This is a genomic window from Calothrix sp. 336/3 (assembly GCF_000734895.2).
Taxonomy (GTDB): domain Bacteria; phylum Cyanobacteriota; class Cyanobacteriia; order Cyanobacteriales; family Nostocaceae; genus 336-3.
The window spans coordinates 3,788,756-3,803,749 of sequence record NZ_CP011382.1; the positions used below are offsets into that span (position 1 = coordinate 3,788,756).

The following is a 14,994-nucleotide window of genomic DNA, read 5'->3' on the forward strand; positions in this document are numbered from 1 at the left end:
TTTATTTCAACCAATTGGGGTTATGTTCAAATGAAACTCGTCGTTCAATGCGATCGCTTGGTTGGTTTTTGCGTTCGATATTAGCAATATAATATAGCTGATAGCGACCGGCTGGAGCGTTGCGTCCATCCCAGGTAAAGATACTTTCACCGCTATTGGCAGTGTTGCGAGATGTGCTGTAAACTTCTTTGCCATCTGCCGAGAGAACTTTGAAGCTAGTAAATGTAACTCGCTCCTGAGAATAAAAGACAAACTCATACTTACCAGAAGTTTGCCCCAAAACGACGGGAACGTAGACATTTTGCGAACCAAGGCTGTAGGTTGCCAAAGCGCGGAGGCTTTTGCTGGGAATTTTACTTTGTCTGAGAACGTAGGTATCCCAGGTAAAGCCAAAACCCGAACCATTGTTAGACAATGACAGGTCATCTAATTGATAATCATAATTATCTCCCAATGATTTGACTCTGACTTGGGGCTTTTTACTGCCACCGATGCGAGGAACCTGTAATGTCAGGGTTTTGCCATAGCTGGCAAGGTTACGAGTAGCAATAGAAATGAGGGTTAAGCTATTACCACTTCTGGGTTCGACTTTGATACCTTCGCAACGGTTTGGTGGTTGACGACGGATGTAATCAGTAGAGCGGGGATTCCCCTGTGGACATGCAACTGCTGGGAGATGGCTGAGATTGAGGATGAATAGACTGGTAAAGGCGATGTTAACAAGAAGAATTTTATAGTTCATGGTTTTTGAGAATTATGGTTTTTTAAAATTATGGTTTTTTAAAATTAACGTTCCAGGTGGATAGTTGTTTGGTAATCTCCGATATAGAAAAGGCAAAATTTCGCGCTTCACCTCTTCTGCCTCCATAAACTATACCTAAGAGCCGATTTTGCGAGTCAAGTACAGGACTGCCAGAGTAACCGGGCTTGATTATAGTTTCGGATATTTCTAGTTGTTGTTTTTGATAGCTGCTAATTTTTCCTCGTACCGGAAACCATAATTGTTCTTCATTCCGTCGAGCAGAATGACCGATAATTTGCACGGGCATGACAGGGGTGATAGTGGTTGCAGAGATGGTTAGAGGTTGGATGTCTTCTGGCAGCTTGCCGCTAACTTCCAAGATGGCTAAATCGGGTGTATCTGTAGTAGTCATTTTGAACAGCTTGGCATTTCGCCGCATTCGCACCCGGTTTGCTGGTGGGGAACTGAAAAATTCTACCTGCATATTTTTACCTTCTTCTCTGCCGTCAAAAATGACATGACGACTGGTGAGGATGAGTATTCGGTTGGCTTCTCGGTGAATGACTACACCAGTACCAATCTCGGTTCCTTGACGTTCGCTATTTAAAAATTCGGCAGTGATGAGTACCACAGAACGCTTGACGGGTAACATAGGGTCATTTTTCGGTAACCACTCCCGATCACTTTCTACACTGGCTAGTTTATTCTGTTGTTCAATCCATAACCTTCGTGCTTCTCTATTGTTGTTGCTGGCATAGATATAATCGGGGTCAAGAGCTTCTGATTTGTCGAAATAGTCTATGGCTTGTTTCAGTTTTCCTTGTTCTTGGAATACTAAACCCAAGCCATTGTTAGCAGCAGTATGAGTAGTGGTAGGAGTTAGAGAAGTATCTTCTGGTAATGTTAGGACTTTTTGGTAAGCGGCGATCGCTGGTTCTAGTTTCTTCTGGTCACTCAGGGCAACACCGAGATTGTTGTAGGCAGCAGCAAAGTTAGGGTTGAGTTGAATGGCTTTTTGGTAGGCGGCGATCGCTGGTTCTAGTTTCTTCTGGTCATATAGGGCATTGCCGAGATTGTTGTAAGCGTTGGCATCGTTAGGGTCGAGCTGTATGGCTTTTTGGTAGGCGGCGATCGCTGGTTCTAGTTTCTTCTGGTCATATAGGGCATTACCGAGACCATTGTAAGCAAAAGCAAAGTTAGGGTTGAGTTGTATGGCTTTTTGGAAGGCGGCGATCGCTGGTTCTAGTTTCTTCTGGTCATATAGGGCATTACCGAGACCATTGTAAGCAAAAGCAAAGTTAGGGTTGAGTTGTATGGCTTTTTGGAAGGCGGCGATCGCTGGTTCTAGTTTCTTCTGGTCATATAGGGCATTACCGAGACCATTGTAAGCAAAAGCAAAGTTAGGGTTGAGTTGTATGGCTTTTTGGAAGGCGGCGATCGCTGGTTCTAGTTTCTTCTGGTCATATAGGGCATTACCGAGACCATTGTAAGCAAAAGCAAAGTTAGGGTTGAGTTGTATGGCTTTTTGGAAGGCGGCGATCGCTGGTTCTAGTTTCTTCTGGTCATATAGGGCATTACCGAGACCATTGTAAGCAAAAGCAAAGTTAGGGTTGAGTTGTATGGCTTTTTGGAAGGCGGCGATCGCTGGTTCTAGTTTCTTCTGGTCATATAGGGCATTACCGAGACCATTGTAAGCAAAAGCAAAGTTAGGGTTGAGTTGTATGGCTTTTTGGAAGGCGGCGATCGCTGGTTCTAGTTTCTTCTGGTCATATAGGGCATTACCGAGACCATTGTAAGCAAAAGCAAAGTTAGGGTTGAGTTGTATGGCTTTTTGGAAGGCGGCGATCGCTGGTTCTAGTTTCTTCTGGTCATATAGGGCATTACCGAGACCATTGTAAGCAAAAGCAAAGTTAGGGTTGAGTTGTATGGCTTTTTGGAAGGCGGCGATCGCTGGTTCTAGTTTCTTCTGGTCATATAGGGCATTACCGAGACCATTGTAAGCAAAAGCAAAGTTAGGGTTGAGTTGTATGGCTTTTTGGAAGGCGGCGATCGCTGGTTCTAGTTTCTTCTGGTCATATAGGGCATTGCCGAGATTGTAGTAAGCAAAAGCAAAGTTAGGGTCGAGTTGAATGGCTTTTTGGTAGGCGGCAACTGCTGGTTCTAGTTTCTTCTGGTCATATAGGGCATTACCGAGACCATTGTAAGCAGCAGCAAAGTTAGGGTTGAGTTGTATGGCTTTTTGGAAGGCGGCAACTGCTGGTTCTAGTTTCTTCTGGTCATATAGGGCATTACCGAGACCATTGTAAGCAGCAGCAAAGTTAGGGTTGAGTTGTATGGCTTTTTGGAAGGCGGCGATCGCTGGTTCTAGTTTCTTCTGGTCTCTCAGGGCATTGCCGAGATTGTAGTAAGCAGCGGCATAGTTAGGGTCGAGTTGAATGGCTTTTTGGTAGGCGGCAACTGCTGGTTCTAGTTTCTTCTGGTCATATAGGGCATTACCGAGACCATTGTAAGCAGCAGCTAAATTAGGGTTAATTTGCAAGGCTTTCTTGTGCTGTGCGATTCCCTCCTCTGGTTTCCCTTGAGCATTTAGCACATTACCTATCCCAACATAAGCTTCTGCATCATTAAGGTTGAGTTGTAGTGCTTTCTGGTGCGCTGCTAATGCCTCATCTAATTTTCCCTGTCGCCGCAAAGCATTGCCCAAATTGTTATAAGCTTTACCATTGCTGGGTTCAAGCTGCAACACCTGCCGCCAAATCGTTTCTGCTTGGGAGTTATTACCCACCGATTCGGCGGCTTCGCCTTGTTTAAATAGTTGTTCTGTGGTGCTTTGAGCAACTACAAACCGGGGTGTCGTAGTTAGAGATAAAATGACTAATAAAGTAGTTAATATGCGGTCTCGCATAAAAATAATAATACTTTACTTAGGATTCTACTATAAATTACGTAAAAATACTGTCAAAAAAAGAAACCACAGACAAGCAGCGTAACGATAATTTACAAACTGCGATCGTAATTTGAGGTTTTGGCTTGAGTGCTTCTTGGTTGGGGTTGCAGTCATTTATCGCAGGCGTGCGATAGTTACAAGCTTGCTGCTAAGCTCGACTTTATCCATTTTTCAGAAACCCTTAAATCCGACGCTGAAACCATTGCAAGACAATAGTTTGAGTTTTTGGATTTGAGCACAAATCTTTGACATAGAAAAAGTATTTGCCAAAAAAACAGGATTTTTGCCGGATAAGGAAGGCTAAGTTCTCAATTTTGGATAAAGTCGAGCTAAGAGGATGTTTGAAAAGTTTTGGAAAGTATAAATTGTCATTATAAGTATTTATGTAGATAGTGCAACTTGCTGGAAGTATTAGCTGTCCCATGATGCACGTTCTTTTTGTAGTTGCTTATCTATATCCTCAGCTGTTCGAGAAGAGTGTCTGGTGCGACTTACTTCTATAATGTCCAGTACAGAACGGCGTTTTGGTTCGGCTTTTTCTGGCAAAATTACAAATACATCAACACTATCCCCAATCTCAGCTTCGGGAATTTCAATTTCTATTTTGTTTCCTGGTAAAACTTTCGTTGTGATACGTAAAGCTGGTTGCATAGTTTTCCCTCAATATCTATTAATACTGTAGGCGAGATTTTTGTACACATCTGCTCAGTTTTTGAGGAATTTTGGCTGCCAATCGTTTTTGCTGATATTCCTCAGCCAAATTTATTCAATTTCAAAATCTGGGGTGATTATTTTGCTGGAATGGAGGTCATTTCGACTATTTTTATCGGTAAAATTAGGGCACCACTTTGCAGCTGGGTAGCTAAATTTTTGGCTGTGTCGGATGTGAAATCCCCCGAAATTTCTGCTGCACCACCCATAATTCCTTTATCGGCATAGTGAGATGACACAAAAGGGGAACTAATAATTTTTCCATCAACAAAAATACCAACTGCCCTTCCCGTACCAGCTAATTCTTTGGTGATTTGGGCAAATGATTTACTTCCCTCCTCATCGAATTGAATTGCCACTACCCAACTTTCACTTGGATCTGCTTGACTGGAGGAGGCATCTTTGATATTTCTACTGGTAAGGGGCGGTTGGTGGGATTGAAATAATTGGGATAGGGCTAATTCATTTTTTTCGAGCGCTTCTGAAGTTTGGATAATGGTATTTTTATTTTTTTGGGGATTATTGAGCAATCGCTGTCGATCAGTTTCCAGTTGTGTGCGAGTTTGCATTAGTTGGGAAAGTTGTTTTTCGGTTCCCAGCTTTTGTTTTTTCATTTCCAAGAAACCGGAGCTTTCCAAGATGCTGGCAACACGATCCGGTGTTTTTTCACCCCCAACTTGAATTAATAGGCGGTTTTTTCCTTGAATTTTGACGATCGCCTCGGAAATACCCAATCCTTGGATGCGATTTTCAATGGTTTGTTTAATTGCTTGTAAATCTCGATCGGTAATCTTGGGTACGGATGGGGTGGTTTGTACCTCCACAACTAATTGGGAACCGTTTTTAATTTCTGTAATTTTTGGTTTTGCCTTTGTTGAGATATTTGGCTTTGGGGTATTTTGTGATTGAGTTATATTTGGACAACCTGCCAATGGAAGTGCGATCGCTATTAGGGATATCCAGGTTATTGGGCGAAAAATGGTTATTTCACTGGGCATTTTAAACTTATTTTCTGAAAAATAATCACAAGTGACTCATTAGGCGATCGCGAACCGTAGGTTTATCGCTATTCAACTACCATCCAATAAAATATTCAAGACGCGATATTTCGCGTCTCTACAAAGAATACAGCTAGATAGCTTACTGCTGGTCTAATCGCAACACAGCCATAAATGCTTCCTGGGGTACATCCACCGTACCAACCGCTTTCATCCGCTTCTTACCCTTCGCTTGTTTCTGCAAGAGTTTCTTCTTCCGGCTAATATCCCCACCGTAACACTTCGCTAATACATCCTTACGCAGTGCAGGAATATGTTCACTAGCAATTACCTTAGTACCAATAGATGCTTGAATGGGAACCTTAAATTGGTGACGGGGAATTAACTCCTTGAGTTTTTCTGCCATCGAACGACCGACACCATAGGCTTTATCACGATGTACAATCATTGCCAGAGAATCCACTGGATCCCCATTAATCATAATGTCCAGTTTCACCAAGGGATTTTCTCGATAGCCAATCAGGTTATATTCCATACTGGCATAACCGCGCGATCGCGACTTCATTTGGTCGAAGAAATCAGTCACTACCTCAGCTAAAGGCAATTCATAAGTTAGAGTAGTTCGCCCTTGGGTTAAGTATTTCATGTCTTTGAAAATACCTCGGCGATTCTGAGATAACTCCATCAAAGTACCCACATAAGCTTCTGGGGTAATCATTTCTACCTTGACGTAGGGTTCCTCAATTTTCTCCCGTTCATTGGGAGATGGCAGGTGACTGGGATTATCAATATAAAGTTCTTCTCCTTTGAGAGTCGTCACCTTATAAACTACCGAAGGAGCAGTGATAATCAAGTCAAGATTATACTCCCGCTCTAAGCGCTCTTGGACAATTTCCATGTGTAATAGTCCCAAGAAACCACAACGGAAGCCAAAACCCATCGCACTAGAAGTTTCTGGCTCAAAATGTAATGCTGCGTCATTTAGGCTCAATTTGTCCAGCGCTTCCCGCAAATCTTCAAATTGATCGGCATCAATGGGAAACATGCCACAAAATACCATCGGATTGGCTTCTGTATAACCGGGCAAGGGTTCTGAAGCTTTTTTTGCCACCAAAGTAATGGTATCACCCACCCTCGCGTCAGCAACTGCTTTAATCGCAGCAGAGAAATAACCTACTTCCCCTGCATGTAGTTCTTCTACAGGTTTTTGGTTAGGAGAGAGAACACCCAACTCATCTATCTGATATTCCTTACCCGATGCCATCAAATAGACTTTATCACCCTTCTTGACAGTGCCGTCCATGACTCGGAAATAGACAATTACACCTCGGTAACTGTCATAATAACTGTCAAAAATCAGTGCCCTGAGGGAATCATTAACTGTATTTTTAGGTGGTGGTACAAGTTCAACGATCGCCTCTAAAATCTCACTTACGCCAATACCTTCCTTGGCAGAAGCAAGAATTGCCCCACTACAATCTAAACCAATGATTTCTTCAATCTCACCTGCCACGCGATCGGGTTCTGCTCCCGGCAAATCGATTTTATTCAGTACAGGGATGATTTCCAGATTATGCTCTAATGCCAAGTAAACATTCGCCAGGGTTTGTGCTTCTACCCCCTGGGAAGCATCTACCACCAGCAGCGCTCCCTCACAAGCAGCTAGACTGCGGGATACTTCATAGGAAAAATCTACGTGACCAGGTGTATCAATTAAGTTCAAAACATATTGTTGACCATCTTTCCCTGTATAATTCATCCGGGCGGCTTGCAGCTTAATCGTAATGCCCCGCTCCCGTTCTAAGTCCATATTGTCAAGAAACTGTTCCTTCATCTGCCGCCCGTCAACTGTGCCAGTGACTTGCAGCAAGCGGTCAGCCAAGGTAGATTTACCATGGTCAATGTGAGCAATAATACAGAAATTGCGAATGCGAGCTGCGGGAACGTCAGTCATAAGTATTTCTTTGCTAGAGCAGCAACCAAAAGTTTATATAGCAATATACTTCACGTATTTTAATGCTTTCTGAGCGGAAGAGAGTGATTTATCAATAAGTCATCTCCCTAAGAAACTGTGGGTGGTGCATGGAGACTACATTGAGTCATTAAAGGTGAGAATGGTCTTAGGGCATAGGTCATTAAGCTATGGAGATAGAATCAATAACATCTTATCTGTCATCCTTTCAGGGTCTGTTCTCCATCAGAGCATCCAGAAATCTCCTCCATGAGCATCAGAATACATGCTCTGCGATAGATTCTGATACGTGAAGAAATCTTGTTGAATATCCGTAATATCCGTAAACTCTATTCAGGAATTGATTCCTCTGCATCCCCCTCCCTTAAGCTTTGACTAATGAGCGTACAATAATCAAAGTGCAAATGTAGACTTGTGGGTAGATAATTTCCGTAATATTGCCCTGATGTGAGAATAAAGTAGTTTACACAACCTTTGTAAAACAATTTAGTGAGTATATGAATCCTATGAATATGCAAGAAAAGTCTACCAATGTAGAAAAAAGGCTTAATGATAAGGTGGAAATGACAGTCCGTCTAGATTCTGAGTTAGTAGAGCAAATACATCACCTGACCAACGATCCGAGCAAGGTAATTGAGGTGGCAATTCGTCAGTGGTTGCGGGGAGAAACCTATCGAGATGATGAATTAACTCGTAACCCTAGACGGACTCAAGTACCGCCACGGGGAGAGTGGAATGATTAGTATGGAACTGTAGGCGATTTTTGGCAAACCTGCCTATGTTTAAACTTTCCCCCATTACCTTGCTAGGCATAAAATAATTAAGAAAATCTCAAATTTTGGAGCGACATCTCTCAAAACGCAGAAATTACTTGATAAAAGTCTATGTAAATCAACAAAGATGTAAAATTTTATGCCAAACTTGAGGCAACAATCATCAAGGTGTTTTTGGTTGCCGAATGTTTGATCCAACTCGAGTCATGAGTATTGCTGCTAACTCCCCCCTGCTAAATCTTGTGTCTGAGAATCCGGAAACTGTTACTGGTGGAACTGATGGCTCGTTGGCGAATTTAGGAGCCGAGTTATTGTATACCCAGGATAGCGCTGGGCGATACTTGACATTTTATTGGCAAAACGGTTCTAAATTGGGGTTTCATCCGGAAGAGGTACTGACTCAAGGCAGTGCGATTTTTGCACCTGTCGATCAAGCTGCCTATACCGAAAAGTTACAGCGTGTTCTCAGTAATTTAATGCCAGAGAAGTGCCAATCTTGGTTTCACTGGCAGCAGCATTTATTGGAATTGGAGTTGACTATTTGTCCGATTATTCCCCAATTGGGAGTTGCTGCTACCCAGGTATTGGTGATGGGTAGGTTAATGCAAATTAGGGGTGATAGTGATGGAAGTACATGTTTCACGCATCCTGTGCTGTCAGATTTAGAACTGACTTTGCGTTCACAGCAACACCGACAAATAGTTAATGAAATTACCAGAAATATCCGCCGGACACTGAATTGGGATATTATTTGGCAGCAAACGGTGGATAGTTTAGGGTCGGCATTACAGTTACCTCGCTGTATAATTTGTCCCTATCCAGCAAGGGAAGATAGTTTATATGTGATTGCTGAATATCGTCAGTCATCTTTAAGTTCAATGTTGGGCTTAGATATTGGGATGACAGAGGAGCCAGCTTTTGCAGAAGCACTGAGGACATTACAGCCGATTGTGCTGGAAAAACCATCCTTACCCCAACTCCAGGGACAAAAAATTTTAGTGGTAGCAACCTGCTACCAAGATAAACCGAATGGGTTAATTGCGATCGCGCTTTGTGATGCATCTTGTCAAATTGCCAAGGAAGAATTGGAGTTAGCCAAGGAAGTTGCTGATCAGTTAGGAACGGCGATCGCCCACGCAACTCTCTATAAGGAATTAGAAATCGCTCGACAGCAAGCAGAAGATGCTTCTCGTCTCAAGAGTGAATTTCTGGCTAATGTTTCCCATGAGTTAAGAACACCTCTAAATGGGATGATTGGTTTTTTGAAATTGATTATCGATGGTGTCATTGACGAGCCAGAGGAACAGGCAGAATTTATTCAAGAAGCGCACAAATCATCCCTGCATCTCCTGGATATTATTGGTGACTTATTAGATTTTGCCAAAATCGAAGCCGGTAAAATGGACTTAGACTTTAGGCAACTGAGTCTGGCTGATTTGTTCCAGGATGTGGGTAACTTTATGCGGTTACAAGCAGAACAGCGTCGGCTGAGTTTTCAGATGCAGCTACCGGAAATTACTGATGAAATTTTGGTTTACGGTGACTACCAACGTCTGAAACAAGTGATGTTAAACCTAATTGGTAATGCGATTAAATTTACCCATGAAGGTGGTATCACAGTTAGTGCTGACGTGGTGAAGAAGAAAGTCTGTTTCCAAGAGCAGGAATTTCCGGGTTTAGTTCGAGTCAGAGTCGCAGATACAGGTATCGGCGTTTCCCTAGACAAACAAGATAAGCTCTTTCAACTATTTTCCCAGGTGGATGGTTCTCGGACACGCCAATATGGTGGTACCGGTTTAGGATTAGCGATTTCCCAAAAACTTGTGGAAGCCATGGGTGGTGAGGTACATTTCTATAGTTTAGGGGAAGGACTAGGTTCTACTGTCACCTTTACTGTACCCTTGTATCAACAGCCTGTAATGATTTAGTTGTTCATGGGGAAAAGGTTCCCAGTGCTTGAGCCGAAAAAAATAGTGATGAGTCGGGTACTGCTGGCAACTTTTCTACTGAGTTGTCTGTTGTTGCTGACGGTGGGAATTTCCCTGTCAATGGGAGCAGTGGCAATGACTCCTTCCGAGTTATGGCAAGCAGTCAGACGACAAGGAGAAGTTCTCAACCAGACTATTATTTGGGATTTACGTTTACCGCGAACTTTGGCAGCAATGCTGGTAGGTTCTGCCCTCGGTGTGTCCGGAGCCTTACTCCAAGGAATGTTACGAAACGGACTAGCTGACCCATTTTTACTCGGTATTTCTGCGGGTGCAGGTTTAGTCGCGATCGCCATGTTTAGTTTAGGGGCGTTGCAAGCCTATGTGCCTCTTGCTGCCTGGGTTGGTGGTTTGGGCACAACGGTGATTGTTTATTTCCTAGCTCGTAAGGGCGATGGCATTTCTGTAGAAAGGTTAATTTTAGGTGGTGTCGCAGTTAGCTCCCTATTTGGGGCGATTCAGTCAGTATTGCTGTTACTTGCAGAAGATGGACAAATCCAGGCAGCACTTAACTGGTTAATCGGCAGCCTCAACGGTAGGGGATGGACAGAAATTCAAGGGGCAGGTTTATATATTTGTGGAGCAGTATTAGCAGGTTGCTTACTTGCTAGAACTGTCAACTTATTAAATTTAGGCGATGAATTAGCAGTCAGTTTAGGAGTATCCCTGGGGCGATCGCGGATTTTAATTGGTGGTGTTGCTTCTCTGTTGGCAGCTGGTGCAGTTAGCATCGCTGGATTAATTGGTTTTGTGGGGTTAATCGTTCCCCATGTTGTGCGTTTACTCGTGGGTACAGACTATAGAATTGTGTTACCCCTGAGCGCGATCGCGGGTGCATTAGTACTTACCTTTGCGGATGTGGTTTCCCGTTTAACCGCAGTGGAGTTACCTGTGGGTGCAGTGACAGCATTACTGGGTTCACCCCTATTTATTTGGTTACTTTACCGCCGTCAAAGTGGAATTTAGGAATTGCTTAGGTACTGCTAAGGAAATGACTGAAATGGCACAAGAACTGAGAAAATTTCCGAAATTAAATAACTAATAAGAATCAGAATTTTATCTTCTTCCCAACTGAGATTAACTATACCGTTTCTCGGTCTAATAAGGTACACCCGTAAGGGCGTAAGGCATTGCGTCTAGGGTGTTAACTTTGTACCATTTGACGTGTAAAAAATCAGTTAGTTCATATTCAAAATGAGGTCAAGACCGGATTGCTAGATAAACAATAAAGTTAAGAAGCAATTATGAAATTACCTGTAATCGAATTCGTCAATAATAGCGATCGCAATCATTCATTCCCTCTTCCACTCATTCTCTCTAGCGCGTCGGCAAATTGGCAAGAACTCCAGCTTACTTATTCGCGCCAGCCAGCATTCTACATACCCGCCCATACCTGCTCGCACCACGTCCTCTGTATCAGCAATAGCGAACCCATTACATTACAACGAAATGTCGATGGGCAAGTTCAGACTATTGATGCTCTGCCGACTGGAGACTTCGGCTTATACCCTGCTACTTTACGCCAATCGGTTCAGTCGTATCAAGAAGCAGAAGCCATTCACCTCTTTTTGGCTCCCACCTTACTAGATCGCACAGCAACCGAGCTTGATCTTAAAGACAGGATTGTCCTAGAACCCAAGCTATCTTCTGGCGTTGATCCCGTAATCCAGCACATAGCGATCGCACTCAAAACCTCACTAGAAATTGATGGCACCACAACCCATCTCTACGCTGATGCGATGGCAAATGCCCTATCTGTGCATCTAATCACCCGTTACTCAACCCACAGAACCACTCTGAGGCAACCTCAAGGTGGGCTTTCTAAGCAGCAACTCAAGCAAGTTATAGGTCATATCCAGGATGCACTCGATCAAGAAATCAGCCTCGCTGAACTTGCCCAATTAGTTCGATTGAGTCCTTATCACTTTTCCCGACTCTTCAAACAGTCCACTGGTCTTTCACCGCACCGGTACCATATTCGCTGTCGCATCGATCACGCTAAACAACTCTTAATGAATCGCACCATGCCCCTGTCGGAAATCGCCATAGCCGTTGGCTTTTCGAGTCAAGGACATCTCAATTATCATTTCAAACGCTGGGTAGGAGTCACCCCGATGGCATTTCTCCGCGAAAAATAGCAAGAACTTGGAATGCGATCGCAAGAATCTGGAATACAGAATTTTTACTTTAGATAAAACTAAGCACGGTAGCTTCTACATAAATCTACGTAGAAATTACCTGCAAGGGTACTGCATAAGTTGCGATCGTCCCCGCAAAATCAGATTCAGATGAACGAACTTCTCGATCTATCAATCAGTGAGGGAGTTGGGTTGTGGGTGAAGACTCAAAACTTGAACCAGCAAAAGGCACAGAATCTAAATCCTCGAATTGGTGGCAAACGTTGCCAGAGGTGCTGACGGCGATCGCACTTAGTCACTTTACACTGAAGCCGTATTAGGGCTTTTCAACACTTTTATTGTTTTGTAAATCCTTGGAGAACTATCATGCCCCCTATCAATGGTGAATCCTCACAACCTGAAGTTCCTGGTGTTCTTGGGAAAAGTACTACATACAATGGCGTGCTTGGCTACACCACTGCTAATGGTCATGCGGGTGTTGCAGGTGTCTCAGATGAAGGTAATGGCAACGGAGTCTATGGACGCAGTCAGAATGTCAATGGAGTCGTGGGCTACAGTTCATCAAAAGACAACAATGGCGTAGCTGGAGTCAATCTAAATGGCGGCAATGGTGTTCTCGGTCATAGTCCAAATGGGGGGATCGGTGTTTTTGGACTGAGCGAACAACAAGCAGGCGTATATGGAGAAAGCAAAGGCTTCAATGGCGTGCTTGGACAAACAACAGCGGATGGTCATGCGGGTGTTGCTGGTGTTTCAGATAGCGGCAATAGCAATGGTGTCTATGGACGCAGTCAGAATGCTAATGGAGTCGTGGGCTATAGTTCATCAAAAGATAACAATGGCGTAGCTGGAGTCAATCACAATGGCGGCAACGGCGTTTTGGGGCATAGTCCAAGTGGGATCGGTGTTTTTGGACTTAGCGATACTTGGGAAGGAATGCACGCTGAGACAAAATCACCTGTATCAGCCGCGATCGCTGCCTATAACTTCAATCCAAATGGAACTGGGGCTGCCATTTTTGCGAAGAAGGAAGGAAACCAAGGACATGCAGGATTCTTTGATGGTGATGTTTTTATATCAAGAAAGCTTACAGTCGGTGTAGATATTGTTCTAGCAAATGCTGACTGTGCAGAAGATTTCGACATTGCTGGGTTGGAAAAAATTGAACCTGGAACTGTTATGGTAATTGACTCTGAAGGGTCTTTGCGACAGAGCGATCGTGCCTATGATAAACGGGTTGCAGGTGTGATTTCTGGTGCAGGCAGCTACAAACCTGCATTGATATTAGACAAGCAGGAATCTTCTAAAAACCGGATGCCGATCGCGCTGATGGGTAAAGTTTACTGCAAGGTGGATGCGAGTTATGGGGCGATCGAAGTGGGCGATTTGCTCACCACATCTCCCACACTCGGTCATGCGATGAAAGCAGATGATCCCATGAAAGCCTTTGGTGCAGTCATCGGGAAAGCTTTGCGACCTCTAGCAAGCGGCGAAGGCTTAATTCCCATTTTAATCGCTTTGCAATAGATGATTGAGTTGCCATGTTAGTCACCCTACAGTAAAACCATGAAAATACTATCTTTGCGGGATGCTGCCTTCGCCCTAGACGGTAAACAAAGTACGACTTCTCCCGCATGGTCACTTAAAGAGTCTCTCAAGTTTGGAGTATTTCCTGCATTTGCGAGTAAACCCTTGAGTCTCCGTGAAGTCACAAATCGCTATAGTGCTTCAGGTGCTGCACTGCGCTCCCTCTCTCAGGGGACAGGGAATGCGTGGTTACAGATCGATCGTCAAACAATAGTGGACGGCATCGCGGATCGGCTGCGTGATCCATTCATCATGAGGCAGCAAATTACGAGTTTTTGTGGACCATTTGCGATTCTTGTAGAGTGGATACGACGAGATCCCGTCAATTTTATTAACAGCACGAAGGAACTGCTTGAGACTGGAAAATTCACCTGCAAAACAGGTCGCATCATCGAAGCTGAAGATGATCTACGCAAGAGACCCGCACAACCTGCGATTGCACAAGTGGAATGGTTGCTTGCAGCTACAATCCGAGACGATGAAAACCTCACTGAAGATGTGAATGATGGCACAGACATCGAAGGACTGACAATGATGGGGGCAATGACGGGGTGGACAGAAGACATCCTTAACTTGACTGCCACAGAGTTAGGGGGAGTGCTTTCATCTTCAGGCGAAGACGAGATGATGCACTTGGCTGAAGTTACGGTAAAAGCCGGAGGTGTAGCATTTTTGTTCATAGATAGCAATATGATCAAGCCGGGACCAAATGATACCGAAGAAGAAATGTACTTTCAAAGTTTTGAACATTCTCCGAGATCTCCCGAGTTCAGTTCATCAGCCAAGGTTCATAGCAAAGACGATGTTTGGGGGCTAGAACTCTTCATCGAAACCTTGCACTGGGTGAGCTATCTTAATGGTTTAAATTTTGGCAAGCCTCCAGAATCAAGCGATGCAGTTGCAATCCGTCTGTGGTCTTGGGGGGGTGAATATGTGGTGACGGGTACGGCAGAGGCTTTTGGTGAATATCTGTATGGTGTGGTGACAGGAAAACCTAAGTAAATAGGTGAAGTTAGCCGCCGCGCAACAAGAAAGTTATTCGGTAGAACTAAAAATAAAACAATTATTAGCTTTAGTTAGCAGAACAAAATGAGTCAAGAAAAATCCAATGAAAAAAATATTCCAGCCGTCTTCGGCG

At 43.8% G+C, this 14,994-nt stretch carries 11 protein-coding genes; 6 read left to right on the plus strand and 5 right to left on the minus strand.

The window, feature by feature from the left end; translation table 11 throughout:
- Nucleotide 1 precedes the first annotated feature (1 nt).
- From IJ00_RS15895 to lepA, 5 genes are all read right to left on the minus strand, one after another.
- The gene (locus IJ00_RS15895; protein WP_035154520.1) at nt 2–742 is read right to left on the minus strand and encodes a hypothetical protein; all 741 of its coding nucleotides are present in this window, start codon (nt 740–742) and stop codon (nt 2–4) included.
- Between the two features lie 28 nt (nt 743–770).
- The gene (locus tag IJ00_RS27820; RefSeq protein WP_035154521.1) at nt 771–3,647 is read right to left on the minus strand and encodes a tetratricopeptide repeat protein; all 2,877 of its coding nucleotides are present in this window, start codon (nt 3,645–3,647) and stop codon (nt 771–773) included.
- A gap of 453 nt (nt 3,648–4,100) precedes the next feature.
- Nucleotides 4,101–4,340: a hypothetical protein gene (locus IJ00_RS15905; RefSeq protein WP_035154522.1), complete on the minus strand. Its 240-nt coding sequence runs from the start codon at nt 4,338–4,340 to the stop codon at nt 4,101–4,103.
- Nucleotides 4,341–4,477: 137 nt separating this feature from the next.
- Nucleotides 4,478–5,398 (minus strand): preprotein translocase subunit SecD, encoded by a 921-nt coding sequence (gene secD / locus IJ00_RS15910; RefSeq protein WP_052754469.1) that lies wholly within the window; start codon nt 5,396–5,398, stop codon nt 4,478–4,480.
- A gap of 142 nt (nt 5,399–5,540) precedes the next feature.
- Nucleotides 5,541–7,352 (minus strand): translation elongation factor 4, encoded by a 1,812-nt coding sequence (gene lepA / locus IJ00_RS15915; RefSeq protein WP_035154523.1) that lies wholly within the window; start codon nt 7,350–7,352, stop codon nt 5,541–5,543.
- Between the two features lie 524 nt (nt 7,353–7,876).
- Here lepA and IJ00_RS15920 point away from each other — a divergent pair.
- The 6 genes from IJ00_RS15920 (at nt 7,877) to IJ00_RS15945 (ending at nt 14,858) form a co-directional block, all read left to right on the plus strand.
- Nucleotides 7,877–8,113: a hypothetical protein gene (locus IJ00_RS15920; RefSeq protein WP_035159136.1), complete on the plus strand. Its 237-nt coding sequence runs from the start codon at nt 7,877–7,879 to the stop codon at nt 8,111–8,113.
- Between the two features lie 236 nt (nt 8,114–8,349).
- Nucleotides 8,350–10,071 (plus strand): ATP-binding protein, encoded by a 1,722-nt coding sequence (locus IJ00_RS15925; protein ID WP_035159138.1) that lies wholly within the window; start codon nt 8,350–8,352, stop codon nt 10,069–10,071.
- 48 nt (nt 10,072–10,119) lie between these two features.
- Nucleotides 10,120–11,097 (plus strand): iron ABC transporter permease, encoded by a 978-nt coding sequence (locus IJ00_RS15930; protein WP_144416044.1) that lies wholly within the window; start codon nt 10,120–10,122, stop codon nt 11,095–11,097.
- Between the two features lie 602 nt (nt 11,098–11,699).
- On the plus strand, nt 11,700–12,269 hold the full coding sequence (locus IJ00_RS29115; RefSeq protein WP_168163493.1) for a helix-turn-helix domain-containing protein: 570 nt from the start codon (nt 11,700–11,702) through the stop codon (nt 12,267–12,269).
- A gap of 366 nt (nt 12,270–12,635) precedes the next feature.
- A complete protein-coding gene (locus IJ00_RS15940) occupies nt 12,636–13,796 on the plus strand; it encodes a hypothetical protein (RefSeq protein WP_144416045.1) in 1,161 nt (386 codons plus the stop codon).
- Between the two features lie 39 nt (nt 13,797–13,835).
- Complete coding sequence (locus tag IJ00_RS15945; protein WP_035154525.1) at nt 13,836–14,858, plus strand: hypothetical protein; 1,023 nt, start codon at nt 13,836–13,838, stop codon at nt 14,856–14,858.
- The last annotated feature ends 136 nt before the right edge of the window (nt 14,859–14,994 follow it).

Excerpts from the sequence above, each read along its gene's own strand:
- IJ00_RS15895 (WP_035154520.1), bottom strand. The coding sequence starts at position 742 with ATGAACTATAAAATTCTTCTTGTTAACATCGCCTTTACCAGTCTATTC.
- IJ00_RS27820 (WP_035154521.1), bottom strand. The coding sequence starts at position 3,647 with ATGCGAGACCGCATATTAACTACTTTATTAGTCATTTTATCTCTAACT.
- IJ00_RS15905 (WP_035154522.1), bottom strand. The coding sequence starts at position 4,340 with ATGCAACCAGCTTTACGTATCACAACGAAAGTTTTACCAGGAAACAAA.
- secD (WP_052754469.1), bottom strand. The coding sequence starts at position 5,398 with ATGCCCAGTGAAATAACCATTTTTCGCCCAATAACCTGGATATCCCTA.
- lepA (WP_035154523.1), bottom strand. The coding sequence starts at position 7,352 with ATGACTGACGTTCCCGCAGCTCGCATTCGCAATTTCTGTATTATTGCT.
- IJ00_RS15920 (WP_035159136.1), top strand. The coding sequence starts at position 7,877 with ATGAATATGCAAGAAAAGTCTACCAATGTAGAAAAAAGGCTTAATGAT.
- IJ00_RS15925 (WP_035159138.1), top strand. The coding sequence starts at position 8,350 with ATGAGTATTGCTGCTAACTCCCCCCTGCTAAATCTTGTGTCTGAGAAT.
- IJ00_RS15930 (WP_144416044.1), top strand. The coding sequence starts at position 10,120 with ATGAGTCGGGTACTGCTGGCAACTTTTCTACTGAGTTGTCTGTTGTTG.
- IJ00_RS15940 (WP_144416045.1), top strand. The coding sequence starts at position 12,636 with ATGCCCCCTATCAATGGTGAATCCTCACAACCTGAAGTTCCTGGTGTT.
- IJ00_RS15945 (WP_035154525.1), top strand. The coding sequence starts at position 13,836 with ATGAAAATACTATCTTTGCGGGATGCTGCCTTCGCCCTAGACGGTAAA.